Origin of the sequence: Nonomuraea sp. NPDC050783 (assembly GCF_040802095.1) — a bacterium.
Lineage (GTDB): Bacteria > Actinomycetota > Actinomycetes > Streptosporangiales > Streptosporangiaceae > Nonomuraea.
The window spans coordinates 138,747-157,582 of the sequence record NZ_JBFAHK010000018.1 but is presented as its reverse complement, the minus strand read 5'-3'; the positions used below and the strand labels follow the sequence as shown (position 1 = coordinate 157,582).

Annotated in this window: 21 protein-coding genes and 2 tRNA genes; 4 read left to right on the top strand and 19 right to left on the bottom strand. The window is 70.6% G+C overall.

The genetic code is table 11. The features are described 5' to 3' along the window. Positions 1–22: 22 nt before the first annotated feature. Genes AB0H75_RS36840 through deoC form a run of 4 tightly spaced genes read right to left on the bottom strand, consistent with a single transcriptional unit; the run spans position 23 to position 3,416 of the window. The gene (locus AB0H75_RS36840; RefSeq protein ID WP_367804280.1) at positions 23–880 is read right to left on the bottom strand and encodes an aldehyde dehydrogenase; all 858 of its coding nucleotides are present in this window, start codon (positions 878–880) and stop codon (positions 23–25) included. Continuing rightward, positions 873–1,070 (bottom strand): hypothetical protein, encoded by a 198-nt coding sequence (locus tag AB0H75_RS36835; protein WP_367804279.1) that lies wholly within the window; start codon positions 1,068–1,070, stop codon positions 873–875. Before AB0H75_RS36835 ends, AB0H75_RS36840 begins: the two co-directional genes overlap by 8 nt. Continuing rightward, positions 1,060–2,484: an aldehyde dehydrogenase family protein gene (locus AB0H75_RS36830; protein ID WP_367804345.1), complete on the bottom strand. Its 1,425-nt coding sequence runs from the start codon at positions 2,482–2,484 to the stop codon at positions 1,060–1,062. The genes AB0H75_RS36835 and AB0H75_RS36830 overlap by 11 nt, the downstream gene beginning before the upstream one ends. A 2-nt stretch (positions 2,485–2,486) precedes the next feature. After that, positions 2,487–3,416, bottom strand: a complete 930-nt coding sequence (deoC, locus tag AB0H75_RS36825; protein ID WP_367804278.1) for a deoxyribose-phosphate aldolase — start codon at positions 3,414–3,416, stop codon at positions 2,487–2,489. 217 nt (positions 3,417–3,633) lie between these two features. Between deoC and AB0H75_RS36820 the strand changes: the two genes are divergently transcribed. Next, positions 3,634–3,780, top strand: coding sequence for a hypothetical protein (locus AB0H75_RS36820; protein WP_367804277.1), 147 nt, complete (start codon positions 3,634–3,636; stop codon positions 3,778–3,780). A gap of 192 nt (positions 3,781–3,972) precedes the next feature. Then, positions 3,973–6,828 (top strand): AAA family ATPase, encoded by a 2,856-nt coding sequence (locus AB0H75_RS36815; protein WP_367804276.1) that lies wholly within the window; start codon positions 3,973–3,975, stop codon positions 6,826–6,828. Between the two features lie 7 nt (positions 6,829–6,835). Here the strand turns inward: AB0H75_RS36815 and AB0H75_RS36810 are convergent, their stop codons facing one another. The 15 genes from AB0H75_RS36810 to AB0H75_RS36740 all read right to left on the bottom strand — a co-directional run bounded on the left by AB0H75_RS36810 (position 6,836) and on the right by AB0H75_RS36740 (position 16,550). Continuing rightward, positions 6,836–7,234: a hypothetical protein gene (locus AB0H75_RS36810; protein WP_367804275.1), complete on the bottom strand. Its 399-nt coding sequence runs from the start codon at positions 7,232–7,234 to the stop codon at positions 6,836–6,838. Between the two features lie 120 nt (positions 7,235–7,354). Continuing rightward, positions 7,355–7,717 carry an arsenate reductase family protein gene (locus AB0H75_RS36805; RefSeq protein WP_367804274.1) on the bottom strand — a complete coding sequence of 121 codons (363 nt, stop codon included), beginning with the start codon at positions 7,715–7,717 and terminating at the stop codon, positions 7,355–7,357. A 49-nt stretch (positions 7,718–7,766) separates the two neighbouring features. After that, positions 7,767–8,366 carry an RloB family protein gene (locus AB0H75_RS36800; protein ID WP_367804273.1) on the bottom strand — a complete coding sequence of 200 codons (600 nt, stop codon included), beginning with the start codon at positions 8,364–8,366 and terminating at the stop codon, positions 7,767–7,769. Continuing rightward, positions 8,347–9,618 (bottom strand): ATP/GTP-binding protein, encoded by a 1,272-nt coding sequence (locus AB0H75_RS36795; protein ID WP_367804272.1) that lies wholly within the window; start codon positions 9,616–9,618, stop codon positions 8,347–8,349. Before AB0H75_RS36795 ends, AB0H75_RS36800 begins: the two co-directional genes overlap by 20 nt. Positions 9,619–9,827: 209 nt before the next feature. After that, positions 9,828–10,394, bottom strand: coding sequence for a TMEM165/GDT1 family protein (locus AB0H75_RS36790; RefSeq protein WP_367804271.1), 567 nt, complete (start codon positions 10,392–10,394; stop codon positions 9,828–9,830). Between the two features lie 245 nt (positions 10,395–10,639). Beyond that, positions 10,640–11,677: a UDP-N-acetylmuramate dehydrogenase gene (locus AB0H75_RS36785; RefSeq protein ID WP_367804270.1), complete on the bottom strand. Its 1,038-nt coding sequence runs from the start codon at positions 11,675–11,677 to the stop codon at positions 10,640–10,642. Positions 11,678–11,805: 128 nt separating this feature from the next. After that, a complete protein-coding gene (locus tag AB0H75_RS36780) occupies positions 11,806–12,816 on the bottom strand; it encodes a hypothetical protein (RefSeq protein WP_367804269.1) in 1,011 nt (336 codons plus the stop codon). A 101-nt stretch (positions 12,817–12,917) separates the two neighbouring features. Beyond that, on the bottom strand, positions 12,918–13,346 hold the full coding sequence (locus tag AB0H75_RS36775) for a MaoC family dehydratase (RefSeq protein ID WP_367804268.1): 429 nt from the start codon (positions 13,344–13,346) through the stop codon (positions 12,918–12,920). Further along, entirely contained in the window at positions 13,346–13,795 is a 450-nt protein-coding gene (locus AB0H75_RS36770) for a MaoC family dehydratase N-terminal domain-containing protein (protein ID WP_367804267.1), read from the bottom strand. Before AB0H75_RS36770 ends, AB0H75_RS36775 begins: the two co-directional genes overlap by 1 nt. A 203-nt stretch (positions 13,796–13,998) precedes the next feature. Next, on the bottom strand, positions 13,999–14,163 hold the full coding sequence (gene rpmG / locus AB0H75_RS36765; RefSeq protein ID WP_019632658.1) for a 50S ribosomal protein L33: 165 nt from the start codon (positions 14,161–14,163) through the stop codon (positions 13,999–14,001). Positions 14,164–14,234: 71 nt separating this feature from the next. After that, positions 14,235–14,308, bottom strand: a tRNA-Met gene (locus AB0H75_RS36760). A 232-nt stretch (positions 14,309–14,540) separates the two neighbouring features. After that, positions 14,541–14,616, bottom strand: a tRNA-Thr gene (locus tag AB0H75_RS36755). Between the two features lie 39 nt (positions 14,617–14,655). Then, on the bottom strand, positions 14,656–14,886 hold the full coding sequence (locus AB0H75_RS36750; protein ID WP_367804266.1) for a transposase: 231 nt from the start codon (positions 14,884–14,886) through the stop codon (positions 14,656–14,658). 64 nt (positions 14,887–14,950) lie between these two features. Further along, on the bottom strand, positions 14,951–15,487 hold the full coding sequence (locus AB0H75_RS36745) for a C40 family peptidase (RefSeq protein WP_367804265.1): 537 nt from the start codon (positions 15,485–15,487) through the stop codon (positions 14,951–14,953). A gap of 46 nt (positions 15,488–15,533) precedes the next feature. Then, the gene (locus AB0H75_RS36740) at positions 15,534–16,550 is read right to left on the bottom strand and encodes a GH25 family lysozyme (protein ID WP_367804264.1); all 1,017 of its coding nucleotides are present in this window, start codon (positions 16,548–16,550) and stop codon (positions 15,534–15,536) included. A gap of 334 nt (positions 16,551–16,884) precedes the next feature. Here AB0H75_RS36740 and AB0H75_RS36735 point away from each other — a divergent pair, with 334 nt between their 5' ends. Beyond that, the gene (locus AB0H75_RS36735; RefSeq protein WP_367804263.1) at positions 16,885–17,886 is read left to right on the top strand and encodes an ATP-binding cassette domain-containing protein; all 1,002 of its coding nucleotides are present in this window, start codon (positions 16,885–16,887) and stop codon (positions 17,884–17,886) included. Next, positions 17,867–18,673, top strand: coding sequence for an ABC transporter permease (locus AB0H75_RS36730; RefSeq protein WP_367804262.1), 807 nt, complete (start codon positions 17,867–17,869; stop codon positions 18,671–18,673). The genes AB0H75_RS36735 and AB0H75_RS36730 overlap by 20 nt, the downstream gene beginning before the upstream one ends. The last annotated feature ends 163 nt before the right edge of the window (positions 18,674–18,836 follow it).

Here is an 18,836-nt window from a genome sequence, read left to right as displayed (position 1 = left end):
GGGCCGGAGGGAGGGCCGGGGGTCAGCTGCCCTTCGGGTGCCAGACGGTCTTGGTCTCCAGGAAGCGGGTCATCCGCCCGGTTCCCGGGTCGGCCGTCCAGTCCTCCTGGGACGGGCGCAGCACCCGCTTGAGGTTCTCCGCCGCCTCCTGCTCGCAGCGCAGCGCCAGGTCGGCGTCCGTCACCCCGGTCAGGTCGAGCCCGTTGACGTCCATGTGGGCCGCCAGCCAGGGCGCCAGCTCGGCCTGCCGCCCGGTGAGCAGGTTGACCACGCCGCCGGGCAGGTCGGAGGTGGCCAGCACCTCGGCCAGGGTGATCGCGGCCAGCGGCGCCGGCTCGGAGGCCACCACCACGCAGGTGTTGCCGGTGACGATCACCGGCGCGACCACCGACACCAGCCCGAGCAGCGGATCGGCGGGCGCGACCACCGCGACCACGCCGGTCGGCTCGGGCGCGGACAGGTTGAAGTACGGCCCGGCGACCGGATTGGCCGCCCCGTGGACCGAGGCGATCTTGTCGGACCAGCCCGCGTACCAGACCAGCCGGTCGATCGCCGCGTCAACAGACTCCAGGGACGCCCGCTTGCCGCCCGGCCCGCTGCCGGCCAGCTCCTCGGCGAACTGCGCGCGCCGCCCCTCCAGCATCTCGGCGACGCGGTAGAGGATCTGCCCCCGGTTGTAGGCGGTCGCCCCCGACCAGCCGGGGAACGCCTTGCGCGCGGCCACCACCGCGTCGCGGGCGTCCTTGCGGGAGGCCAGCGAGGCGTTGGCGAGGAAGTCGCCCTTTGCCGAGGTCACGGGGTAGGACCTCCCACTCTCCGAGCGCGGGAACGCCCCTCCGATGTACAGCTTGTAGGTCTTTCTGACGGACAACCTACTCATCGCCCCGCCCCCTCCACGTGGACTCCTGCGACATCTGGACCGGCACGAAGACCTGGCCGCATCGGCTCACGCCGCAGCGGTGGGCGTACCAGCCGGTGCGGACGGGCCGGCCGGCGCGGGCGAAGGCGTGGTCGCGGGTGGCCTGCGCGCGCCGCTCGCGGCGGCCGGAACGGCGATGCTCACACGTCAAGGTAGGCCTCCAACCCGAGCAGGCCGCCCTCCCGGCCGTACCCGGACTCCTTGTAGCCCCCGAAGGGCGAGGCCGGGTCGAACTTGTTGAACGTGTTGGCCCACACCACGCCGGCGCGCAGCTTGTCGGCCATCCACAGGATGCGCGAGCCCTTCTCGGTCCAGATGCCGGCCGACAGCCCGTACGGCGTGTTGTTGGCCTTCTCCACGGCCTCGGCCGGGGTGCGGAAGGTCAGCACGGACAGCACCGGGCCGAAGATCTCGTCCCTGGCGATCGTGTGCGACTGCGCGACCCCGGTGAAGACGGTCGGCGCGAACCAGAAGCCGCGCTCGGGCAGCTCGCACGGCGCCGACCAGCGCTCGGCCCCCTCGGCCTCGCCCAGCTCCGACAGCTCGCGGATCTTGGCGAGCTGCTCGGCCGAGTTGATCGCGCCGACGTCGGTGTTCTTGTCCAGCGGGTCGCCGACCCGCAGCGTGGCCATGCGGCGCTTGAGCGCCTCCAGCAGCTCGTCCTGGACCGACTCCTGCACCAGCAGCCGCGAGCCCGCGCAGCAGACGTGGCCCTGGTTGAAGAAGATGCCGTTGACGATGCCCTCGACGGCCTGGTCGATCGCGGCGTCCTCGAACACGATGTTGGCGGCCTTGCCGCCCAGCTCCAGCGTCAGCTTCTTGTCGGTGCCCGCGACCGTGCGGGCGATGATCCGGCCGACCTCGGTGGAGCCGGTGAAGGCCACCTTGTCGACGTCGGGGTGCGCGACGACGGCCGCTCCGGTCTCGCCCGCGCCGGTGACGATGTTGACCACGCCCGGCGGCAGGTCGGCCTGCCGGCAGATGTCGGCGAACCAGAGCGCGCTCAGCGGCGTGGTCTCGGCCGGCTTGAGCACCACGGTGTTGCCGCAGGCCAGCGCCGGGGCGATCTTCCAGGCCAGCATGAGCAGCGGGAAGTTCCACGGGATGACCTGCCCGGCCACGCCCAGCGGCCTGGTGCCGAACCCGGCGTACTCCAGCTTGTCGGCCCAGCCCGCGTAGTAGAAGAAGTGCGCCGCCACCAGCGGCACGTCCACGTCGCGCGACTCGCGGATGGGCTTGCCGTTGTCGAGCGACTCCAGCACGGCCAGCTCGCGGGCCCGCTCCTGGATGATGCGGGCGATGCGGAACAGGTATTTGGCGCGCTCGGCGCCCGGCAGCGCGCTCCACACGCCGAACGCCTTGCGGGCGGCCCGCACCGCGCGATCGACGTCGTCGGAGGTGGCCGTGGCGATCTCGGCCAGCGGCTCCTCGGTGGCGGGGTTGACGGTCTTGAACGTGGGGCCGGAGCCGTCGGTGAACTCGCCGTCGATGAACAGCCCGTAGGACGGCTGGAGATCGACGACGTCGCGGGACTCGGGGGCGGGTGCGTACTCGAAGATCGCCATCATCAGTCCAACGTGAAGTAGTCGGGGCCGGCGTACCGTCCGGTGGTGAGCTTCTGGCGCTGCATGAGCAGGTCGTTGAGCAGCGAGGACGCGCCGAGCCTGAACCAGTCGGGGCTCAGCCAGTCGTCGCCGGCGGTCTCGTTGACCAGCACCAGGTGCTTGATGGCGTCCTTCGCCGTACGGATGCCGCCGGCCGGCTTGACGCCCACCTGCCGCCCCGTCGCGTCGCGGAAGTCGCGTACCGCCTCCAGCATCACCAGCGTCACCGGCAGCGTCGCGGCCGGGGAGACCTTGCCCGTCGAGGTCTTGATGAAGTCGGCGCCCGCCAGCATCGCCAGCCAGGACGCGCGCCGCACGTTGTCGTAGGTGGCCAGCTCGCCGGTCTCCAGGATCACCTTGAGGTGCGCCGCGCCGCAGGCGGCCTTCACCGCGACGATCTCCTCGTACACCTTCAGGTAGTCGCCGGACAGGAACGCGCCGCGGTCGATCACCATGTCGATCTCGTCGGCGCCCGCGGCGACGGCCAGCGCCGTGTCGCTCACCTTGACCTCCAGCGACGAACGGCCGCTCGGGAACGCGGTCGCCACCGAGGCCACCTTCACCCCCGAGCCGCGCACCGCCTCGGCGGCCACGGCCACCAGGTCGGGGTAGACGCAGACGGCCGCGACCCTGGGCGCGTCACCGCCGGGGCGCACGGCCTTGGCGCACATCGCGCGCACCTTGCCGGCCGTGTCGGCGCCCTCCAGAGTGGTCAGGTCGACCATGGAGATGGCCAGGTCGATGGCGGTGGCCTTGGCGGTGGTCTTGATGGATCGGGTGCCGAGCGTGGCCGCCCGCTGGTCGGCGCCGACCCGGTCGACGCCGGGCAGGCCGTGCAGGAAGGCCCGCAGCGTCGCGCCGGACGCGGCGACGTCCGCGAGCGAAGTCGTCATAGTTGACACCATCACAGCATCGCCGACCAGGGCCGCGTCCTCCAAACCGATCGCCTAAGGCATAACCGGGCGGCCCTAGGTATGCGGCGTAGGTACGCGTAGGTATCCATGATCGGATCTGCCCGCGGAGATAAGGCATCCACCCGATGTGCGGCTGGGCACCTTAGCCCGAACCTTGAAGGTGTCAGGAAAAAGCACCACACGTCAGGAGCACGGGATGAACCCCGAGATCGAGTACGAGCTGATGAAGAGCCACGCGAGCGAGCTGCGCCGAGCGGCCGCCGAGCACCGGCGGGTACGCGAGGCGGAGCGGAGCAACAAGGCCGGGCGCCGCTCGGTCTTCGGCAAGCGCCGCTCGTCATGACCACCCCACGAGAGCCCGGCCACCACCTCCCTCGTGGCCGGGCCTCAGCGCCCCCTTGAAACCGCACCGTCAGGACCCGCCTTCACCCTCTTCCAGGGACATCACCAATCAGGTCCTCACCCGATCCCCCTCTCCCAGGGACATCACAAATCAGGTCGAAAGCATTTGATAAGGCATGACATGCTGGATGACATGCGGGGACGATCTGTCAGTCCCGTCTTCGTGGGGCGGGAGGAGGAGCTGGCGGCCCTCTTCGAGAGCTTCGACGAGGCGCTCAAAGGCAAGGTGACAGCGGTCCTGCTGGGCGGCGAGGCCGGCGTCGGCAAGACCCGGCTGGTCCAGCGCTTCGCCGAGCGCTGCGCGGCCGACGGGGCACAGGTGCTGCTCGGCGGCTGCGTGGAGCTGTCCACCGAGGGCCTGGCGTACGCGCCCTTCACCGCCGCCCTGCGCCAGCTCGTCCGGGAGCAGGGCCCCGCCGCGGTCGCCGCGCTGCTGCCCGAGGGCGCCGAGCGCGACCTGGCCCGGCTGCTGCCCGAGTTCGGCGAGCCGGTCGGCGACGGCGAGACCGACACCGGCCGGGCCCGCCTGTTCGAGCAGATCCTCACCCTGCTGGAGCGGCTGGCCGACGCCCGTCCCACCGTCCTGGTCATCGAGGACATCCACTGGGCCGACCGGTCCAGCCGCGACCTCATCGCCTTCCTCACCCGCAACCTGCACATCCCGCAGGTGCTGATCGTCATGACGTACCGCAGCGACGACCTGCACCGCCAGCACCCCCTCAGGCCCGTCCTGGCCGAGCTCGGCCGGGTGCAGGGCGTGCACCGGCTCGACCTGCCCCGCCTGTCGCGCGACGAGGTCGCCCAGCAGATGACCGGCATCCTCGGCCGCGTCCCCGACTACGCCAAGGTGGAGAAGGTCTACGAGCGCAGCGAGGGCATCCCGCTGTTCGTCGAGGCCATGCTGGAGAGCGGCGAGGACTGCGGCTTCCCCGAGTCCATGCAGGACCTGATACTCAACTCCGTCGAGCGGCTGCCCGAGGAGACCCAGCGCGTGCTGCGCATCGCCGCGGCCGGCGGCAACCGGGTCGGCCACGCGCTGCTGGCCGCCGTGAGCGGCCTGTCCGACGTCGAGCTGGAGACCGCGCTGCGTCCCGCCATCGCCGGCAACGTGCTCCAGGTCGCCGACAACCGCGCGTACGTCTTCCGCCACTCCCTCATCCAGGAGGCCGTGCACGACGAGCTGCTGCCCGGCGAGCACCAGCGCCTGCACGCCCGCTACGCCGAGGAGATCTCCAAGGACCGCACGCTCGTCCCGCCCGGCCGCGCCCCGGTCGAGCTGGCCCACCACTGGTACGGCGCGCGCAACGACCTGTGGGCGCTGATCTCGGCGTGGGAGGCCGCGCAGAAGTCGTTCAAGGCGTTCGCCTACACCGAGGCCGTGCCGCTGCTCGAACGCGTGCTCATGCTCTGGGACCGGGTGCCCGACGCCGCCGAGCGCATCGGCGCCGACCACACCGCCGTCCTGGAGCGCGCCTCCGAGGCCGCCCACGCCGGCGGCGACGTCGACAAGGGCATGAAGTTCGTCAAGGCGGCGCTGAAGCAGCTCGACGAGACCCGCGAGCCCGGCCGGGTGGCGCAGCTCATCGCGCGGCGGGCCGCGTTCAGGAACTCCAAGGGCCATGTGGACGTCATCGAGGACCTGAGAGACGCCCTGCGGCTCGTCCCCGGCGACAGCCTGGAGCACGCCGAGGTCGTCGCCCCGCTCAGCCGGCACCTCATGCTGCGCGGCGAGATCGCCGAGGCCAGCGAGCTGATCGCGGAGGGCCTGCGGCTGGCCAGGCAGCTCGGCGACCGCTGCCTGGAGAGCGACCTGCTGATGAACCTGGCCCTCGGCCACTCGCTCAACGGCGAGACCGAGTCCGTGATCGCGCTCAACGAGCAGGCGCTGGAGATCGGCCGCGAGGAGCAGTCCCACCGCATCATCCTGCGGGCGATCGGCAACAACATCGACTCGCTCATCGAGATGGGCCGCCACGAGGAGGCCCTGCGCCTGTCCGAGCAGGGCTGGGAGACCGCCAGGAAGTGGGGCAGGCTGCGCGGCAGCGGCCTGTTCATCATGAACAACTGGGCCGAGGCGCTGGAGACCATCGGCCGCTGGGACGAGGCCATCGAGATCGTCGAGTCCGCCCTCGCCTACGGGCCCGCCCTGCGCACCCGCTTCGCCCTGCTGCGCGTGCGCGCCGACATCGCCCTCGCGCGGGGCGAGCTGGAGCTGGTGGAGAGCATCCTGTCCGAGGTCGGGGTGTTCAAGGAACGTCCCGAGGACTTCGTCCAGGACATCACCAACAACGCGCGGCTGTGCATCGGCTGGCACCTGCTGCGCGGCGAGCCGGCGCAGGCGCTGGCCGCGGCCGAGCGGGTGCTGGCCCACCCCACCCGCTCCAGCAAGGCGATGCTCGGCTGGCGGCTGTTGGCCCTGCTGCGCGTGGTCTGCGACGCCGCCGAGGGCACCGAGCCGGAGCGGACGGCGGCCGTACGGGCGCGGGCCGCCGAGGTCGCCTCGGAGCTATCGGTCATCGGGCCGGTCGTGGAGGCGTACCGGCTGTCGTACAGCGGGGACTTCGACGCCGCGGCGGCCGGCTGGGAACGGCTCAACCGCCCCCACAACCAGGCCAAGGCCCTGCTGCGGGCCGCCGTCGTCGCGGCGCGGTCGGGCGACAGGGAGGGGGCGGCGGCCCGGCTCAAGCTGGCCCTGCCGCTGGCCCGCGCCCTGCGCGCCACGCCGCTGGTGACGGAGATCGAGGCGCTGTCGCGCCGGGTGGGCGCCGGCGCGCCGCAGCCGCAGGAGGCGTCCGAACTGCTGACCCCGCGCGAGCTGGAGGTGCTGCGCCTGGTCACCCAGGGCCGCACCAACCGGGACATCGCCGCCGAGCTGTTCATCTCGGCCAAGACGGTCAGCGTGCACGTGTCGAACATCCTGGCCAAGCTCGGCGTCACCACCCGCGGCGAGGCGGCGGCCGCCGCGCACCGCCTCTCGCTGCTGTCCTGACCACCGGCTACCGCACGGTCAGCGTGCGCAGCTTCTGCACGTAGACCGTCTTGGTGGTCTTGTTGACCTCGCGGTACAGCTCGGCCACGACGTGGACCTTGTCGCCCTTCGCGATCGTGCCCTTCTTGACCGGGGCCTTGAGGTCGGCCGTGTGCCTGACGCCGTCGCAGTTGGGGACGGCCGTCTTGGTCGCCAGGTTGTCCTGGTCCTTGAAGGCCACGCCCAGGATCCTGTCGACCGGCGCGTCGCAGTTGTAGGAGACGTTGATGTGGACGAGGTTGTCGACCATCTTGACGGAGTTGACCAGGAGCCCGTTGGCCGCGAGCGCCGGAGCCGCCGGAAGCAGGAAGAGGAGCACCGTGGCACCGAGCACGACGACGCCGGGCCGGCGTCGGGAAGCCAGCATTTCGGACCTTCCTTGTGGGGGATTGTTACAACCCCATATAATCACTGAAAATAATCTCTCGACTACTCAAAGTGACGACACAACTCCGTGACTTCCGCGAAAGCCCCTCTACCTGCGGCGTCACCCCTCCGGCAGCACCGACCGCACCGCCTCCTCGCTCCGTCCCACCACCGCCGAGCCGTCGTCGGCCGTGATGATCGGCCGCTGGATGAGGACCGGATAGGCGGCCAGCGCCTCGATCCACCGCTCCCGCGCCCCGCCGTCCTTCGGCCAGGCGTCCATGCCGATCTCCCCGGCCACCGGCTCGCCGGTCCTGGCGATGTCCCAGGGCTCCAGCCCCAGCCGCCCCAGGACGTCGCGCAGCTCGTCCTGGCTGGGCGGATCGTCGAGATAATGGCGGACGGTGTAGCCGGCCCCCTCGGCATCCAGAACGGACAGCGCCGCCCGGCACTTCGAACACTGCGGATTGATCCAGATCTCCATACCGCCTCCGTCACCCTTTCACCTGGTCGCACCGAGATCCGCGCTGCCGTCAGGCTCCAGCCTCGAGGACCAGCACTAATTGCCACACGTTGGTCGAGGGGTTCTTCAGGTGTTCCCTTCCGGTCGGGTCGAGCCGGCGGGCTCTGACACAGGCCGCGTCCACACCGTCGAGGAAATCCGGGAGTCTCGTGTTCCCCTCGCTCCAGCCCGGCACCAGGGTCCTCAACCGGCGCTTCGCCTCGTTGGCCGAGGAGAACGGCCGGGTGCAGTCCTCGTGGTGCATCATCAGCCATACCTCGAAGCACGGCGTTGACAGACCGAGCTCGACCGAGCCTCGGGCCGCCTCGCATGTCATCGCTGATACGAGGGTCTCGTCCAGCTCTGTGTCCAACACGCACCAGACGGCGTCGTACTCGTCCGAACGCCTGGCCACGGCTTCGCGGACGATGGAAAGGTGATCGGCCTTCGGGGTGTCGACATCGATGTGCGGGCCTCGCCGGGATCGCATTCCCGCGAAGTAGTCCTTCTCGGTCTTCCCCTCGCAAAGGATCAGGAAGCTGGCTCGCTCCTGCCGGGTTCCCTTCCTACGTTCGAGATCGGTGTCCGTCCGGACCTTCGTTCTCTTCCGGTCAGGAGTTCGAGGGGACATCGTCCGCCTCTCGGCGTTCGGCCAGCGCCATCGCGAACAGTTGGTCCCTGACGACCGGGACGGCGCCGTACCGGCCGGCCAGGTAACGGCGCTCGCGGTTGTCCTCGCGACGCGGCTTGAAATCGGCGAGCGAGAACAGCTCGGTGACACCGCACTCGTTCTTCTCGGTGAACCAGACGTGATCCCGCTTAAGCACCTCTTCGCCCTGAACGCGTCCGAGAAGAGACGCGTCATGGCTGCTGAAAATCAACTGTGCGCCGTTCGTGTTGAGCTCGGGATCGCGGAACAGCCTGACGAGCTGCGCAGTCAGATAAGGATGCAGGCTCGAATCCAGCTCGTCCACGATGAGTACGGACCCGGCGTCCAGCGCCCTGAAGACAGCGACCCCGAGGTCGTAAAGGGTCTGCGTCCCGAAGGACTGGTCCCTCAGGTTGAGCGGGAACGTCCCGTGCTCACCCCGGTGCCTGAAGAGTATTTCCTTGCGCCGCGCCGGCGCATACCCGTCCAGTGCCTTGATGCGCGCGGATCTCTGAGCCAGGTCCGCGTCGCTCTCCTCGATGATCTCCGCGGACTCGATGCCCGTATCCGCGGCCCGTAGCAGGGAGGTCATCCTGTCGAGGTAGCCGGGGCGCTCCAGAGCATCGACGACGGCGCTCAGACGCGGATACCGAAGCTTCAGGGGGTTTCGATACAGTATTTCGGCGAACCAGCCGTAGACCGGTCGCACCAGATCCTGCTTCGAGCGTGCCGCGACGGACAGGAAAAGCACGTTCGATTCCGTGATCGCGGCCACCTGGTGCATGGACGCGGGAGACCGGTCGCCGATGGCGTAATCGTCGCCTCGCCGGTGGAAGATCTCCCGCTTCTTCTTCCTCGGGTAGCTGAACATCCACTCTTCGACCACGTGCGAGTCGTCGACCGCAAAGCCGTAGGTGTATCGGACTCCTTGCAGGAGGAGATCGACGACATACGTGGACGGCTCATCGCGCGCGGCGGGGTCCAAAGCGAACGGATGGCGCGCGACGCCGGTGCCCGGCTCACTCTCCCGGAGGGAGCCGCGCACCATGTTGCGCATGTACACCAGGGCGTCCAACACGTTGGACTTGCCGGAAGCGTTGGCTCCGAAGACAGCCACGACCGGGACCGCCTGCCGGTCGTCCCGGGAATCATCGTCGTGATAAGCCGGGGTCAGCAGCAGCTGTTGCTCGTCGCGGAGCGAGCGATGGTTGCTGACGCGGAAACTCAGCAGCATTGCCGGGCTGTCCTCCTCTTCATGGGGCACATACCCTGCCGTGCGTGGAAGAACCTCACCCCAGGACGTGACCAACTCTACGTGACCAGGTCTCTCGCTGTCTCGCCGGAACCGGTGAACATGCCGGATCGGCTCCCGGCACCAGGTCGTCCCCGTGCCGATCCGGCTGCTCACCCTGGGGGCTTCACGGACGGGGCCGCGCTCGTGATCTACCCCAGTGCCTCGATCAGGAGGGCGATGCCGAAGACGGCGAAGGCGGCGGCGGCGCCGTAGCGGATGGCCTTCTCGGGGAGGTGCCTGCCGAGCAGGCGGCCCACCAGGATGGCCAGGGCGTCGGCGGCCACCATGCCGACCGTCGAGCCGATCCAGGTGCCGACCCAGCCGTGCTGCGTGGCCAGCGTGATCGTGGCCAGCATGGTCTTGTCGCCCAGCTCGCTCAGGAAGAACGCCACCGTCACCGCGATCAGGGCGTTCCTGGTCGTGCGCTGGGCCTTCGTGGACTCCTCCTCGGTCAGCTCGTCGCCGCGCAGCGTCCACACCGCGAAGCCGAGGAACGCCAGGCCGGCGACGATCGAGATGGCCGTCGTCGGGAGCGCGTTGCCGAGCAGGCCGCCCACGGCGACGCTCAGCAGGTGGACGACGGTCGTGGCGACCGTGATGCCGAGGAGCACGGTCCAGGTCTTGAAACGGGTCGCGAACGTCATGGCCATGAGCTGGCTCTTGTCGCCCAGCTCGGCCACGAAGATGGCGACGAGGCTGATCCAGAACGCTTCCAACGGTCCTCTTCCGCGCGAGCCGGACCGGAGGCGCTGAACCCGGGGAGATCGCGGGCACGACGGCTTCGGCCCGGCAGCGTCTTGCTCATAGATGAACTGACTGCCAGGCCGAAGGTCTCGTCCGCCCCGCGTGAGGGCCCGTGTGGCCGGGAGCCGCGCGAAGGCGGCGCCAGTATGTCGATCACACGATTGGGACTACTCCCCTTCGGTAATTCCGACTCACCATAACAGCCCCGGGGCCGTGCCTATTCCTCCAGGGCGCAGCTCACCAGGACCGGCTCGTTGACCAGCGTGACGCCGAACTTCTCGTGCACCCCGTCGCGCACCTCGCGGGCCAGGGCGAGCAGGTCGGCGGCGGTGGCCGTGCCGGACGGGTTGGTCAGGGCGAGGGTGTGCTTGGTCGAGATGCGGACGGGGCCGCGCGTGTAGCCCTTGGGGAAGCCGGCCTGCTCGATGAGCCAGGCGGCCGGCACCTTGAGCGAGCCGCCGGGCATGCTCCAGCCGGGGTGGCCGGGCGCGCGGACCGCCAGCTCGGCGGCCTGCTCCGGGGTGAGGACGGGGTTGGTGAAGAAGGAGCCCGCGCTGCGGGTGTCGGGGTCGCCGGGGTCGAGGACCATGCCCTTGCCGCGCCGCAGGCCCAGGACGGCCTCGCGGGCGCGCTCCAGCGGCACCCGGTCGCCGGGCTCCACCCCCAGGCGCCGGGCCAGCTCCTCGTACCGTACGGGCCCGGACAGCGCGGAGCGGTCCAGCGCGTACGTCACCGCGAGCACGACGTAGCGCCCGGGGTCGCGCTTGAACATGCTGTCGCGGTAGGCGAAGCCGCACTGCCGGGCCTCCAGGTCGACCACGTGCCGGGTTCGCCGGTCGTAGGCCCGCACGCACCGCACGGTCTGGGCGACCTCCTGCCCGTACGCCCCGACGTTCTGGATCGGCGTGGAGCCGACCAGGCCCGGGATGCCGGACATGCACTCGATGCCGGACCAGCCCTCCGCCACGGCGCGCGCCACCAGCGGGTCCCAGTCCTCGCCCGCCTCGACGGTGATCACGACCTGCTCGCCGTCGCGCGAGACGGACACGCCCCGCGTGGCCACCTTCACCACGAGCCCGTCGAAGCCCGCGTCGCCGACCACGAGGTTGCTGCCGCCGCCGAGCACCAGGGTGGGCACGGCCCTGGCGTCGGCCTCGGCGACCAGGGACACGAGCTCCTCCGCCGTCGTCGCTTCGGCGAAGTCGCGGGCGGGGCCGCCCAGACCCAGCGTGGTGTACGGCGCGAGCATCTCCATGAGCCACTAGCTTATGAGGCGCCCGGCGCGCGCAGCACCCCCTCCGACCACGGCAACCCCTCCCGGCCCGACCGTCCGGCCCGACCACCCGGCCCGACCGCCCGGCCCGACCGTCCAGCAGGGCCCGGTTACGCGCTCAGCAGGCGCAGCACGCCGTCGTAGTTGCGGCGGGCCTCCTGCTCGGCGTAGCCGGCGGGCGCGTCGTGGGCGCCCAGCCGCACGAACGGCGGCGGGCCCTCCGGGACCACCAGCTCGCCGCGCAGGGCGATCGAGAGCGCCAGGTCGGCGTTGCGGGCGTAGCGCGCGTCCTCGGGGAGCGCGCCGAGCGCCGCCGCGCGCCGCACCGCGACCAGCTCGCCGGTCAGCGCCTGGACCTTGCCGGGGCCGGCCTCGTGCGGGCCGTCGTCGTAGAGGTCCACGCCGTGCCAGCCGGCGGCGGCCGCGCCCTCGGCGACGGCCGCGACCAGCGGGGTCAGCGCGTCCCCGCGCAGCTCGGCGGAGGTCTCCACCAGGACGTGCACGTCCGACTCGTCCAGCCGCAGGAGCTTGGCCCGGCTCTCGCCCCAGGTCGCGGTGCCGCCGCGCCAGTGCGGCTGCTCGGCCACGTGCCAGACGGAGATCCGCTCCGGGTGCCGGGCGGCCAGCTCGGCCAGCACGTCGCCGGCGCCGTCCACGTTGCCGAGGTCGAGGGCCAGCACCTTCGCCCGCGTGTGCTCCAGCAGCGACTGGACGCAGGCGCGCACGTCGGCGGGCCAGCCGTCCACGAGCAGGCCCACGGCGACGGTGACGTCCTTGGTCTCCATGCGCTGGCGTTCGGCGTTGACGCCGGCGTCGTCGAGGCGGTTCGTGGCCAGGCTGCCGTCCCAGAGGCGCTGGGCGTGCAGCAGCTCCTCGCCGTCGTCGCCGTGCTGCCCGGGGTCGCCGGAGAAGCCCATCTCGGCGGCCGGGTTGAGGCGGGCGTGCGCCCCTCCACCACCGGCCTTCCCCCCACCGGCCGTCCCGCCGCCGGTCGCGGCGCCGCCCGCCGTGTCACGCCCCGTTCCCGTACCGCCCTCCACCTGCGTCGGGGACGGTGCCGAGGACGGGGACGGGGCCGGATTCGCCGGTGCCAGCCGCCCGGGCGGCTTGGCGTCGGTCACGGCGGAGACGGGGATCGACCGGACCGTGGGCCATACCTGTCGCGCAGCTTCAGTCATAGGCACACGAAGTACCCGCGAGCCGCCCGATCTATCCTCGGAAGTCAGGCGAGCTGGACCACCGCTCGCGCCTTGGACAGCACCTTCGCGTCCCCCGACCTGGCGGTCAGCGCGACGACCACGCGCTTGTCCTCCAGCTTCTCCTCCACGACCCCGCTCACCGAGATCGTGGCGCCCTGGTCGTCGTCCGGCACGACCACCATGGACGAGAACCGCACCCCGAAGTCCACCACCGCGCCCGGATCGCCGGCCCAGTCGGTGACGAACCGCCCGGCCTGCGCCATCGTGTACATGCCGTGCGCGATCACGTCCGGCAGGCCGACCATCTTGGCGAAGCGCTCGTTCCAGTGGATCTGGTTGAAGTCGCCGGAGGCGCCGGCGTACATGACCAGGTTGAGCCGGCGCACGTTGTAGTCCACGGCCGGGATCTCCTGCCCGACCTTCACCTCGTCGTACGTGACCGTGGCCGCCATCAGCTCGCCCCTCCGCGCTCGACGATCGTGTTGTAGGTGACGCAGACCGGCTCGCCCTCGACGGTGGTGATCTCACTGCGCACGGTCAGCAGCTCGTTGCGCCCGGCGGTGCGGATGTCGGTGATGGTGGCGGCGGTGACGAGCTGGTCGCCCGCGCAGATCGGGCGGACGTACTCGAAGCGCTGCTCGCCGTGGACCACCATGGCGAAGTTGAGGCCGAGGTCGGGGTCGGCCAGCGCCTCCCCGCCGCTCTGCAGGCTGAAGACGATGGGGAACGTGGGCGGCGCGATCACATCCGGGTAGCCGGCCGCCTGGGCGGCCTCCCTGTCCCGGTAGAGGGGGTTGCCGTCACCGATCGCCGCCGCGAACTCCCTGATCTTCACCCGGCTGACCTCGTAGGGCGCGCCGGGCGGGTAGGTCCTGCCCACGAAGTCACGGTTCAAGGCCATCAGTGCTCCCTCGCGTGTCCGGTCCGTCCGAGCGCCGCTGAGGCCGACGGTAACAGAACAAGGTTCGGCTGTCGCTGGGGCTTGGCCGGGTTTTTACCCCGCGCGGGCGGCGGAACAGGCCACGAACACGACAAACCGGCGCCCCCGAACGGGACGCCGGTCGTACGGTGCACAGGATGGGAGAAGTGCTCCCTGGCCGGCTGCTAGCGGGTCTCGCGGTGCGCGCGGTGGCAGCGGCAGTTGGGGCAGTACTTCTTCAGCTCAAGCCGATCCGGGTCGTTGCGCCGGTTCTTCCGCGTGATGTAGTTGCGGTGCTTGCACTCCTGGCAGGCCAGCGTGATCTTCGGCCTAACGTCGGTGGCAGCCACTGGGGAGTGCCTTTCTACGTTCGGGATATGGACACACCCATGCCCAGGTCAGGTGACCTGGGGCTGGGCAGTAGCGGAGGCCGGACTTGAACCGGCGACACAACGATTATGAGCCGTTTGCTCTGCCAGACTGAGCTACTCCGCCTTTGGGCCGGTACGAACCCCGGCCCCGTAGAGGATACCCGACGCGACGACCAGAGTCGTAACCCACCTGATCGTGCAGCGGTACGACCAGTATGCCTCAGGAACCCCCGTTACCTGAAATCCTATTCCCGCCGGAGCCGTTGCGCGATCCGGGACCGCCAGGATCGCTCCCCTGCGGAAACGGAAACGCCCGATCCGGATGATCTCGGATCGGGCGCACTGTCGCTACGAGCTGGAGCCCCCAAACGGAATCGAACCGTTGACCTTCTCCTTACCATGGAGACGCTCTGCCGACTGAGCTATAGGGGCCTGTCCGGCGCTGCGGACAGGTGTAACCATACACGGCACTCAGCGATGACGCGAACTCGTTCGGGCTTCGGCGATCTTCTCCACGGTCTCCGGCGCGGGCAGCACGACGACCTCGCAGAGGTCGGCCAGGTCCACGTGCCGGGCCACCTCGGCCACGGACGAGCAGTCGGCGACCAGCCACCCGTGCCTGCGCACCCGGAGCACCTGCCGCCCGGCCCGGAGGGCGCCCACGACCTCGTACCCGCCGGGACCGACCCATCGCCTTTCCATAGCGGCACAGTAGCCCCACGATTCCCAGTTTTCCCGGCAACCCCGGACTCATCCCCATACCGAGTCAGTAGCGGTAGTAACCGGCGAAGTCCTTCAGCCGGGAGACCCGGTCCACGCGGACCCGGGCGCCGGTCTCCGGGGCGTTCATCATCCGGCCGCCGCCCAGGTAGACGCCGACGTGGTGGGTCCTGACGGTCCGGCCGGCGACGGTGCCGAAGAAGACGAGGTCGCCGGGGAGCGGCGCGGTCCGGACGCGGCGCAGGCGGCGGACGTGGTCGTCGGTGTTCCCCGGTCCCAGGACGTCGGTGCCGTACGCCATCGCGTACACCCACCGGGTGAACCCCGAGCAGTCCAGCCCCCGGGTACGGGCGGCCGGGCAGGGCCGGACGCTGCCCCGGTAGCCCACGCAGGTGCCCTTCGACGGCCCGGGGCGCTCGGCGTGGCCGCCGCCCCACGAGTACACGACGCCGCGCTGCTCGATCGCGTACGCGAGGCGGACGATGCGCGGCCGCAGCCAGGTCGAGACCGGCACGGAGGCGGTGGCGGCCAGCAGCAGCACCGCTGTCGTCACGGCGATGAGGGCCGCGTGCCGCCGTTCCATCAGGTCTCCGTCCCCCGGCGTGTGCAGGTTCCGGATTTATGGTGCCTTATCGGGCTTTCATCGTGAATTTCGCCGTTCCGACGGTCACGTTCATGCCCACCGTGCCCCGCGCCTTCCTCGGCCGGGTGGTGAACGTCAGCGTCACCTTCGCGCCGCGCTCGATCCCGGCGACCGTGCAGCGCACCGCCGTGCCGCTGAACCTGCACCTGCCCGTGGCCCCGACCACCCGCTGCCCGCCGAACGTCCGGGCCGCGACCTTGACGTTCGTGACCGGGTGAGGACCGGTGTTCGTGAGCGTCACCGTGTACGTCCTGCGGCTCCTGGCCGCCGCCCCGACCGAGACCTCCGCCGGCGGGTTGGCCAGGGACCCGAGGTCGTCCTCCGTGCCGTTGAAGACGTCGCCGCCGCCGGCCAGCGGCCCCTTGTCGGCCGACTGCCAGAACGTGTACGCCGTCCACCCCTTCGGCAGCTCGCCGGGATCGGCGCCCCAATGGGCCAGCCACAGCGGGTGGGCCGCGAACGCCGCCGAGTCGCCGGTGCACGTGCGCCACCAGCTCGTGGTGGTGTAGATGGTCGCGCGCAGGCCGGTGCGTTCCTTGTAGCGTTTCGTGAAATCCTTCAGCCAGGTGACCATGTCCTTCGCGGACAGGCCGTAACACGCGTTCTTTCCGTTCCTGTCCTGATACGGATTGTCCTCGATATCGAGCACGCCGGGGAGGGTCAGGCCGTCCGCGCGCCAGTCGCCGCCATTCTGCAGGAAATGGTCGGCCTGGGTGGCGCCATCGGATTCATGCGGTTGCGCGAGGTGATATGCCCCGCGATACAGCCCGGCCCCGGCGGCGCCGCCGAACTGCGCGTCGAAACTCGGGTTGCGGTAGTCAACGCCCTCGGTGGCCTGCACGAACGCGAACTTCCCGCCACCGGAGGCGACTTTCGGCCAGTCGATCTCGCCGGTCCAGTTACTGACGTCCACGCCGGTCACGCCATCGGCCGCGGACGCGCTCCCGACGCCCCCGCCGATGCCCAACGCCGCGATCACCGATAATATCCCCAGACGTTTCATGCGGTTGATCATTCCGAAGTGCGGCGTAATTCCGCAAGTCCGCGAACATTAATAAACCGCATCAGGTCAAGCCGCGCGCCGCCCCCCGGTCCGGCGGCCTCGCGCGTGCCGCCGGATCGGTTCCCGGCGACCGGTGAAACCGCACGTCAGACGCCCGAAAATCGCCGTCGCGCACGACCTGTCCCCTGTGGTGTTCTCGCAGGTCAGAAGCGTATATGAACGCGACATTCGCGTTTGCCAAAGCCGCTTTCACCTGCACAGACTGGTCCCGAATCCGCCCGAACGAGCCCCCGCCGGGGGGTTTCTTCGCCATGCCCGCAGGAGACCGACCGAAATGATCCATGCCCGGGCGCTGACCCGAACGTTCAAAGTCAAGAAGGAGACCGTGCAGGCCGTCCGCGGCCTCGACCTCGACGTCGAGGCCGGGCAGCTCGTGGCCTTCCTCGGCCCCAACGGCGCAGGCAAGTCCACGACCCTGCGCATCCTCACCACCCTCCTGCCCCCGACCTCCGGCACCGCCACGGTGGCCGGGTACGACGTGACCGCCGACCCCGCGGGCGTGCGCTCCCGCATCGGCTACGTCGGCCAGCGCGGCAGCGCGGGCGAGGGGTTCCGCGCCCGCGACGAGCTGGTCACCCAGGGCCGCTGCTACGGCCTGACCGCCAGGGACGCCGCCGCCCGCGCCGACGAGCTGCTCGACCTCCTCGACCTGACCCCGCTGGCCGGGCGCACGCCCGGCACGCTGTCCGGCGGCCAGCGCCGCCGCCTGGACATCGCGCTCGGCCTCGTCCACCGTCCCGACCTGCTCTTCCTGGACGAGCCCTCGACCGGCCTGGACCCGAAGAGCCGCGCCGAGATCTGGCGGCACATCCTGCGGCTGCGGGAGGCGTACGGGACGACGCTCTTCCTCACCACCCACTACCTGGAGGAGGCCGACGACATGGCCGAGCGGGTGGTGATCGTGGACAACGGCCGGGTCATCGCCGACGGCACCCCGGCCCGGCTCAAGAGCGACCTGGCCGGCGACCGCATCACGCTGACCACCACCACCCCGGAGGAGGCCCGCCGGGCCGCCGCGGCGCTCGGCGGCCTCGCGGAGGGCACGGCGGAGAGCACAGCGGAGGGCAGGGCGGAGAGCACAGCGGAGAGCACGGTGGAGGGCACCACCGTGCACCTGCGGGTGGCCGACGCCGCCGCGACGCTGCCCGCGTGCCTGCGCGCGCTCGACGCGAAGCTGATCGAGGTCGTCACGGCGGAGACCGCCCGCCCCACCCTCGACGACGTCTTCCTCACCCTGACCGGAAGGAGCCTGGCCCATGACGACGTTCCCGCCTGAGAGCACTTCCCCGCCTGAGAGCTTTTCCCCGCGCCGGAGCACCTTCCTGCGCGACACCGCCACCGTCTTCTCCAGGGAGATGCGGCCCGCGCTGCGCAACCCGGCCGCGCTGCTGTTCGAGATGGGGCAGCCGCTGCTGTTCCTGTTCCTGTTCGGCGCGCTGCTGGACGGGGCGGTCGGGTCGTCGTGGCAGTGGTTCGTGCCGGGCATCCTCGTGATGATGTGCCTGAGCGGGCCGATGGGAGCCGGCTACTCGCTGCTGGTCGAGCTGATCGGCGGCTCGATGGAGCGCATGCTGGTCACGCCGGTCTCGCGCACCGCGATGCTGGTCGGCAGGGCGCTGAAGGCGATGGTGCTGCTGCTGGTCCAGGCCGTGCTGATCATCCTGCTGGCGATCCCGCTGGGCTTCGAGCCGCACGTGGCGGGGGTGCTGGCGGGGCTGGCCCAGCTCGTGGTGTTCGGGGTGGGGCTGGGGGCGTTCTCGTTCGTGCTGGCCCTCAGGTCGGCGCCGGACGGCACGCTGTTCTACATGGTCAGCCAGTCGGTCATGTTCCCGCTGCTGCTGCTGTCGGGCGTGCTGCTGCCGCTGGAGAGCGCCCCGGCGTGGCTGCGGGCGGCCGGGCGGGTGAACCCGGTGACGTACATCGTGGACGCCCAGCGCGCGTTGTTCGCCGGCGACCTCGCCGACCCCTCGGTCCTGTACGGCACCGCGTCCGCCTGCCTGATCGCCGCGGTCGGCCTGCGCCTGGGCGTGAGCGCGATGCGGAAGGGAGTCGTCCAGCAGTGACCTTGCGCGGTCATGGTGCCGATCCGCGCTGGTAGTGGCAACGCCGGGCGGTGGCCCGGTGGCCGCGCCCAGCGCGTGACGCTCGCGGCGTTCATGGCCGCCGCCGGAGCCGAATTGGTCCTCGATCGGACCGCAGGATCGGCCCTTATCGGGGGTACCGATT

Excerpts from the sequence above, each read along its gene's own strand:
- AB0H75_RS36795 (WP_367804272.1), bottom strand. The coding sequence starts at position 9,618 with ATGCTGCTGAGTTTCCGCGTCAGCAACCATCGCTCGCTCCGCGACGAG.
- AB0H75_RS36830 (WP_367804345.1), bottom strand. The coding sequence starts at position 2,484 with ATGGCGATCTTCGAGTACGCACCCGCCCCCGAGTCCCGCGACGTCGTC.
- AB0H75_RS36770 (WP_367804267.1), bottom strand. The coding sequence starts at position 13,795 with ATGGCCTTGAACCGTGACTTCGTGGGCAGGACCTACCCGCCCGGCGCG.
- AB0H75_RS36775 (WP_367804268.1), bottom strand. The coding sequence starts at position 13,346 with ATGGCGGCCACGGTCACGTACGACGAGGTGAAGGTCGGGCAGGAGATC.
- AB0H75_RS36840 (WP_367804280.1), bottom strand. The coding sequence starts at position 880 with ATGAGTAGGTTGTCCGTCAGAAAGACCTACAAGCTGTACATCGGAGGG.
- AB0H75_RS36820 (WP_367804277.1), top strand. The coding sequence starts at position 3,634 with ATGAACCCCGAGATCGAGTACGAGCTGATGAAGAGCCACGCGAGCGAG.
- AB0H75_RS36800 (WP_367804273.1), bottom strand. The coding sequence starts at position 8,366 with ATGTCCCCTCGAACTCCTGACCGGAAGAGAACGAAGGTCCGGACGGAC.
- AB0H75_RS36730 (WP_367804262.1), top strand. The coding sequence starts at position 17,867 with ATGACGACGTTCCCGCCTGAGAGCACTTCCCCGCCTGAGAGCTTTTCC.
- AB0H75_RS36810 (WP_367804275.1), bottom strand. The coding sequence starts at position 7,234 with ATGCTGGCTTCCCGACGCCGGCCCGGCGTCGTCGTGCTCGGTGCCACG.
- AB0H75_RS36785 (WP_367804270.1), bottom strand. The coding sequence starts at position 11,677 with ATGGAGATGCTCGCGCCGTACACCACGCTGGGTCTGGGCGGCCCCGCC.
- AB0H75_RS36815 (WP_367804276.1), top strand. The coding sequence starts at position 3,973 with ATGCGGGGACGATCTGTCAGTCCCGTCTTCGTGGGGCGGGAGGAGGAG.
- AB0H75_RS36750 (WP_367804266.1), bottom strand. The coding sequence starts at position 14,886 with ATGGAAAGGCGATGGGTCGGTCCCGGCGGGTACGAGGTCGTGGGCGCC.
- AB0H75_RS36805 (WP_367804274.1), bottom strand. The coding sequence starts at position 7,717 with ATGGAGATCTGGATCAATCCGCAGTGTTCGAAGTGCCGGGCGGCGCTG.
- AB0H75_RS36735 (WP_367804263.1), top strand. The coding sequence starts at position 16,885 with ATGATCCATGCCCGGGCGCTGACCCGAACGTTCAAAGTCAAGAAGGAG.
- AB0H75_RS36740 (WP_367804264.1), bottom strand. The coding sequence starts at position 16,550 with ATGAAACGTCTGGGGATATTATCGGTGATCGCGGCGTTGGGCATCGGC.
- AB0H75_RS36745 (WP_367804265.1), bottom strand. The coding sequence starts at position 15,487 with ATGGAACGGCGGCACGCGGCCCTCATCGCCGTGACGACAGCGGTGCTG.
- deoC (WP_367804278.1), bottom strand. The coding sequence starts at position 3,416 with ATGACGACTTCGCTCGCGGACGTCGCCGCGTCCGGCGCGACGCTGCGG.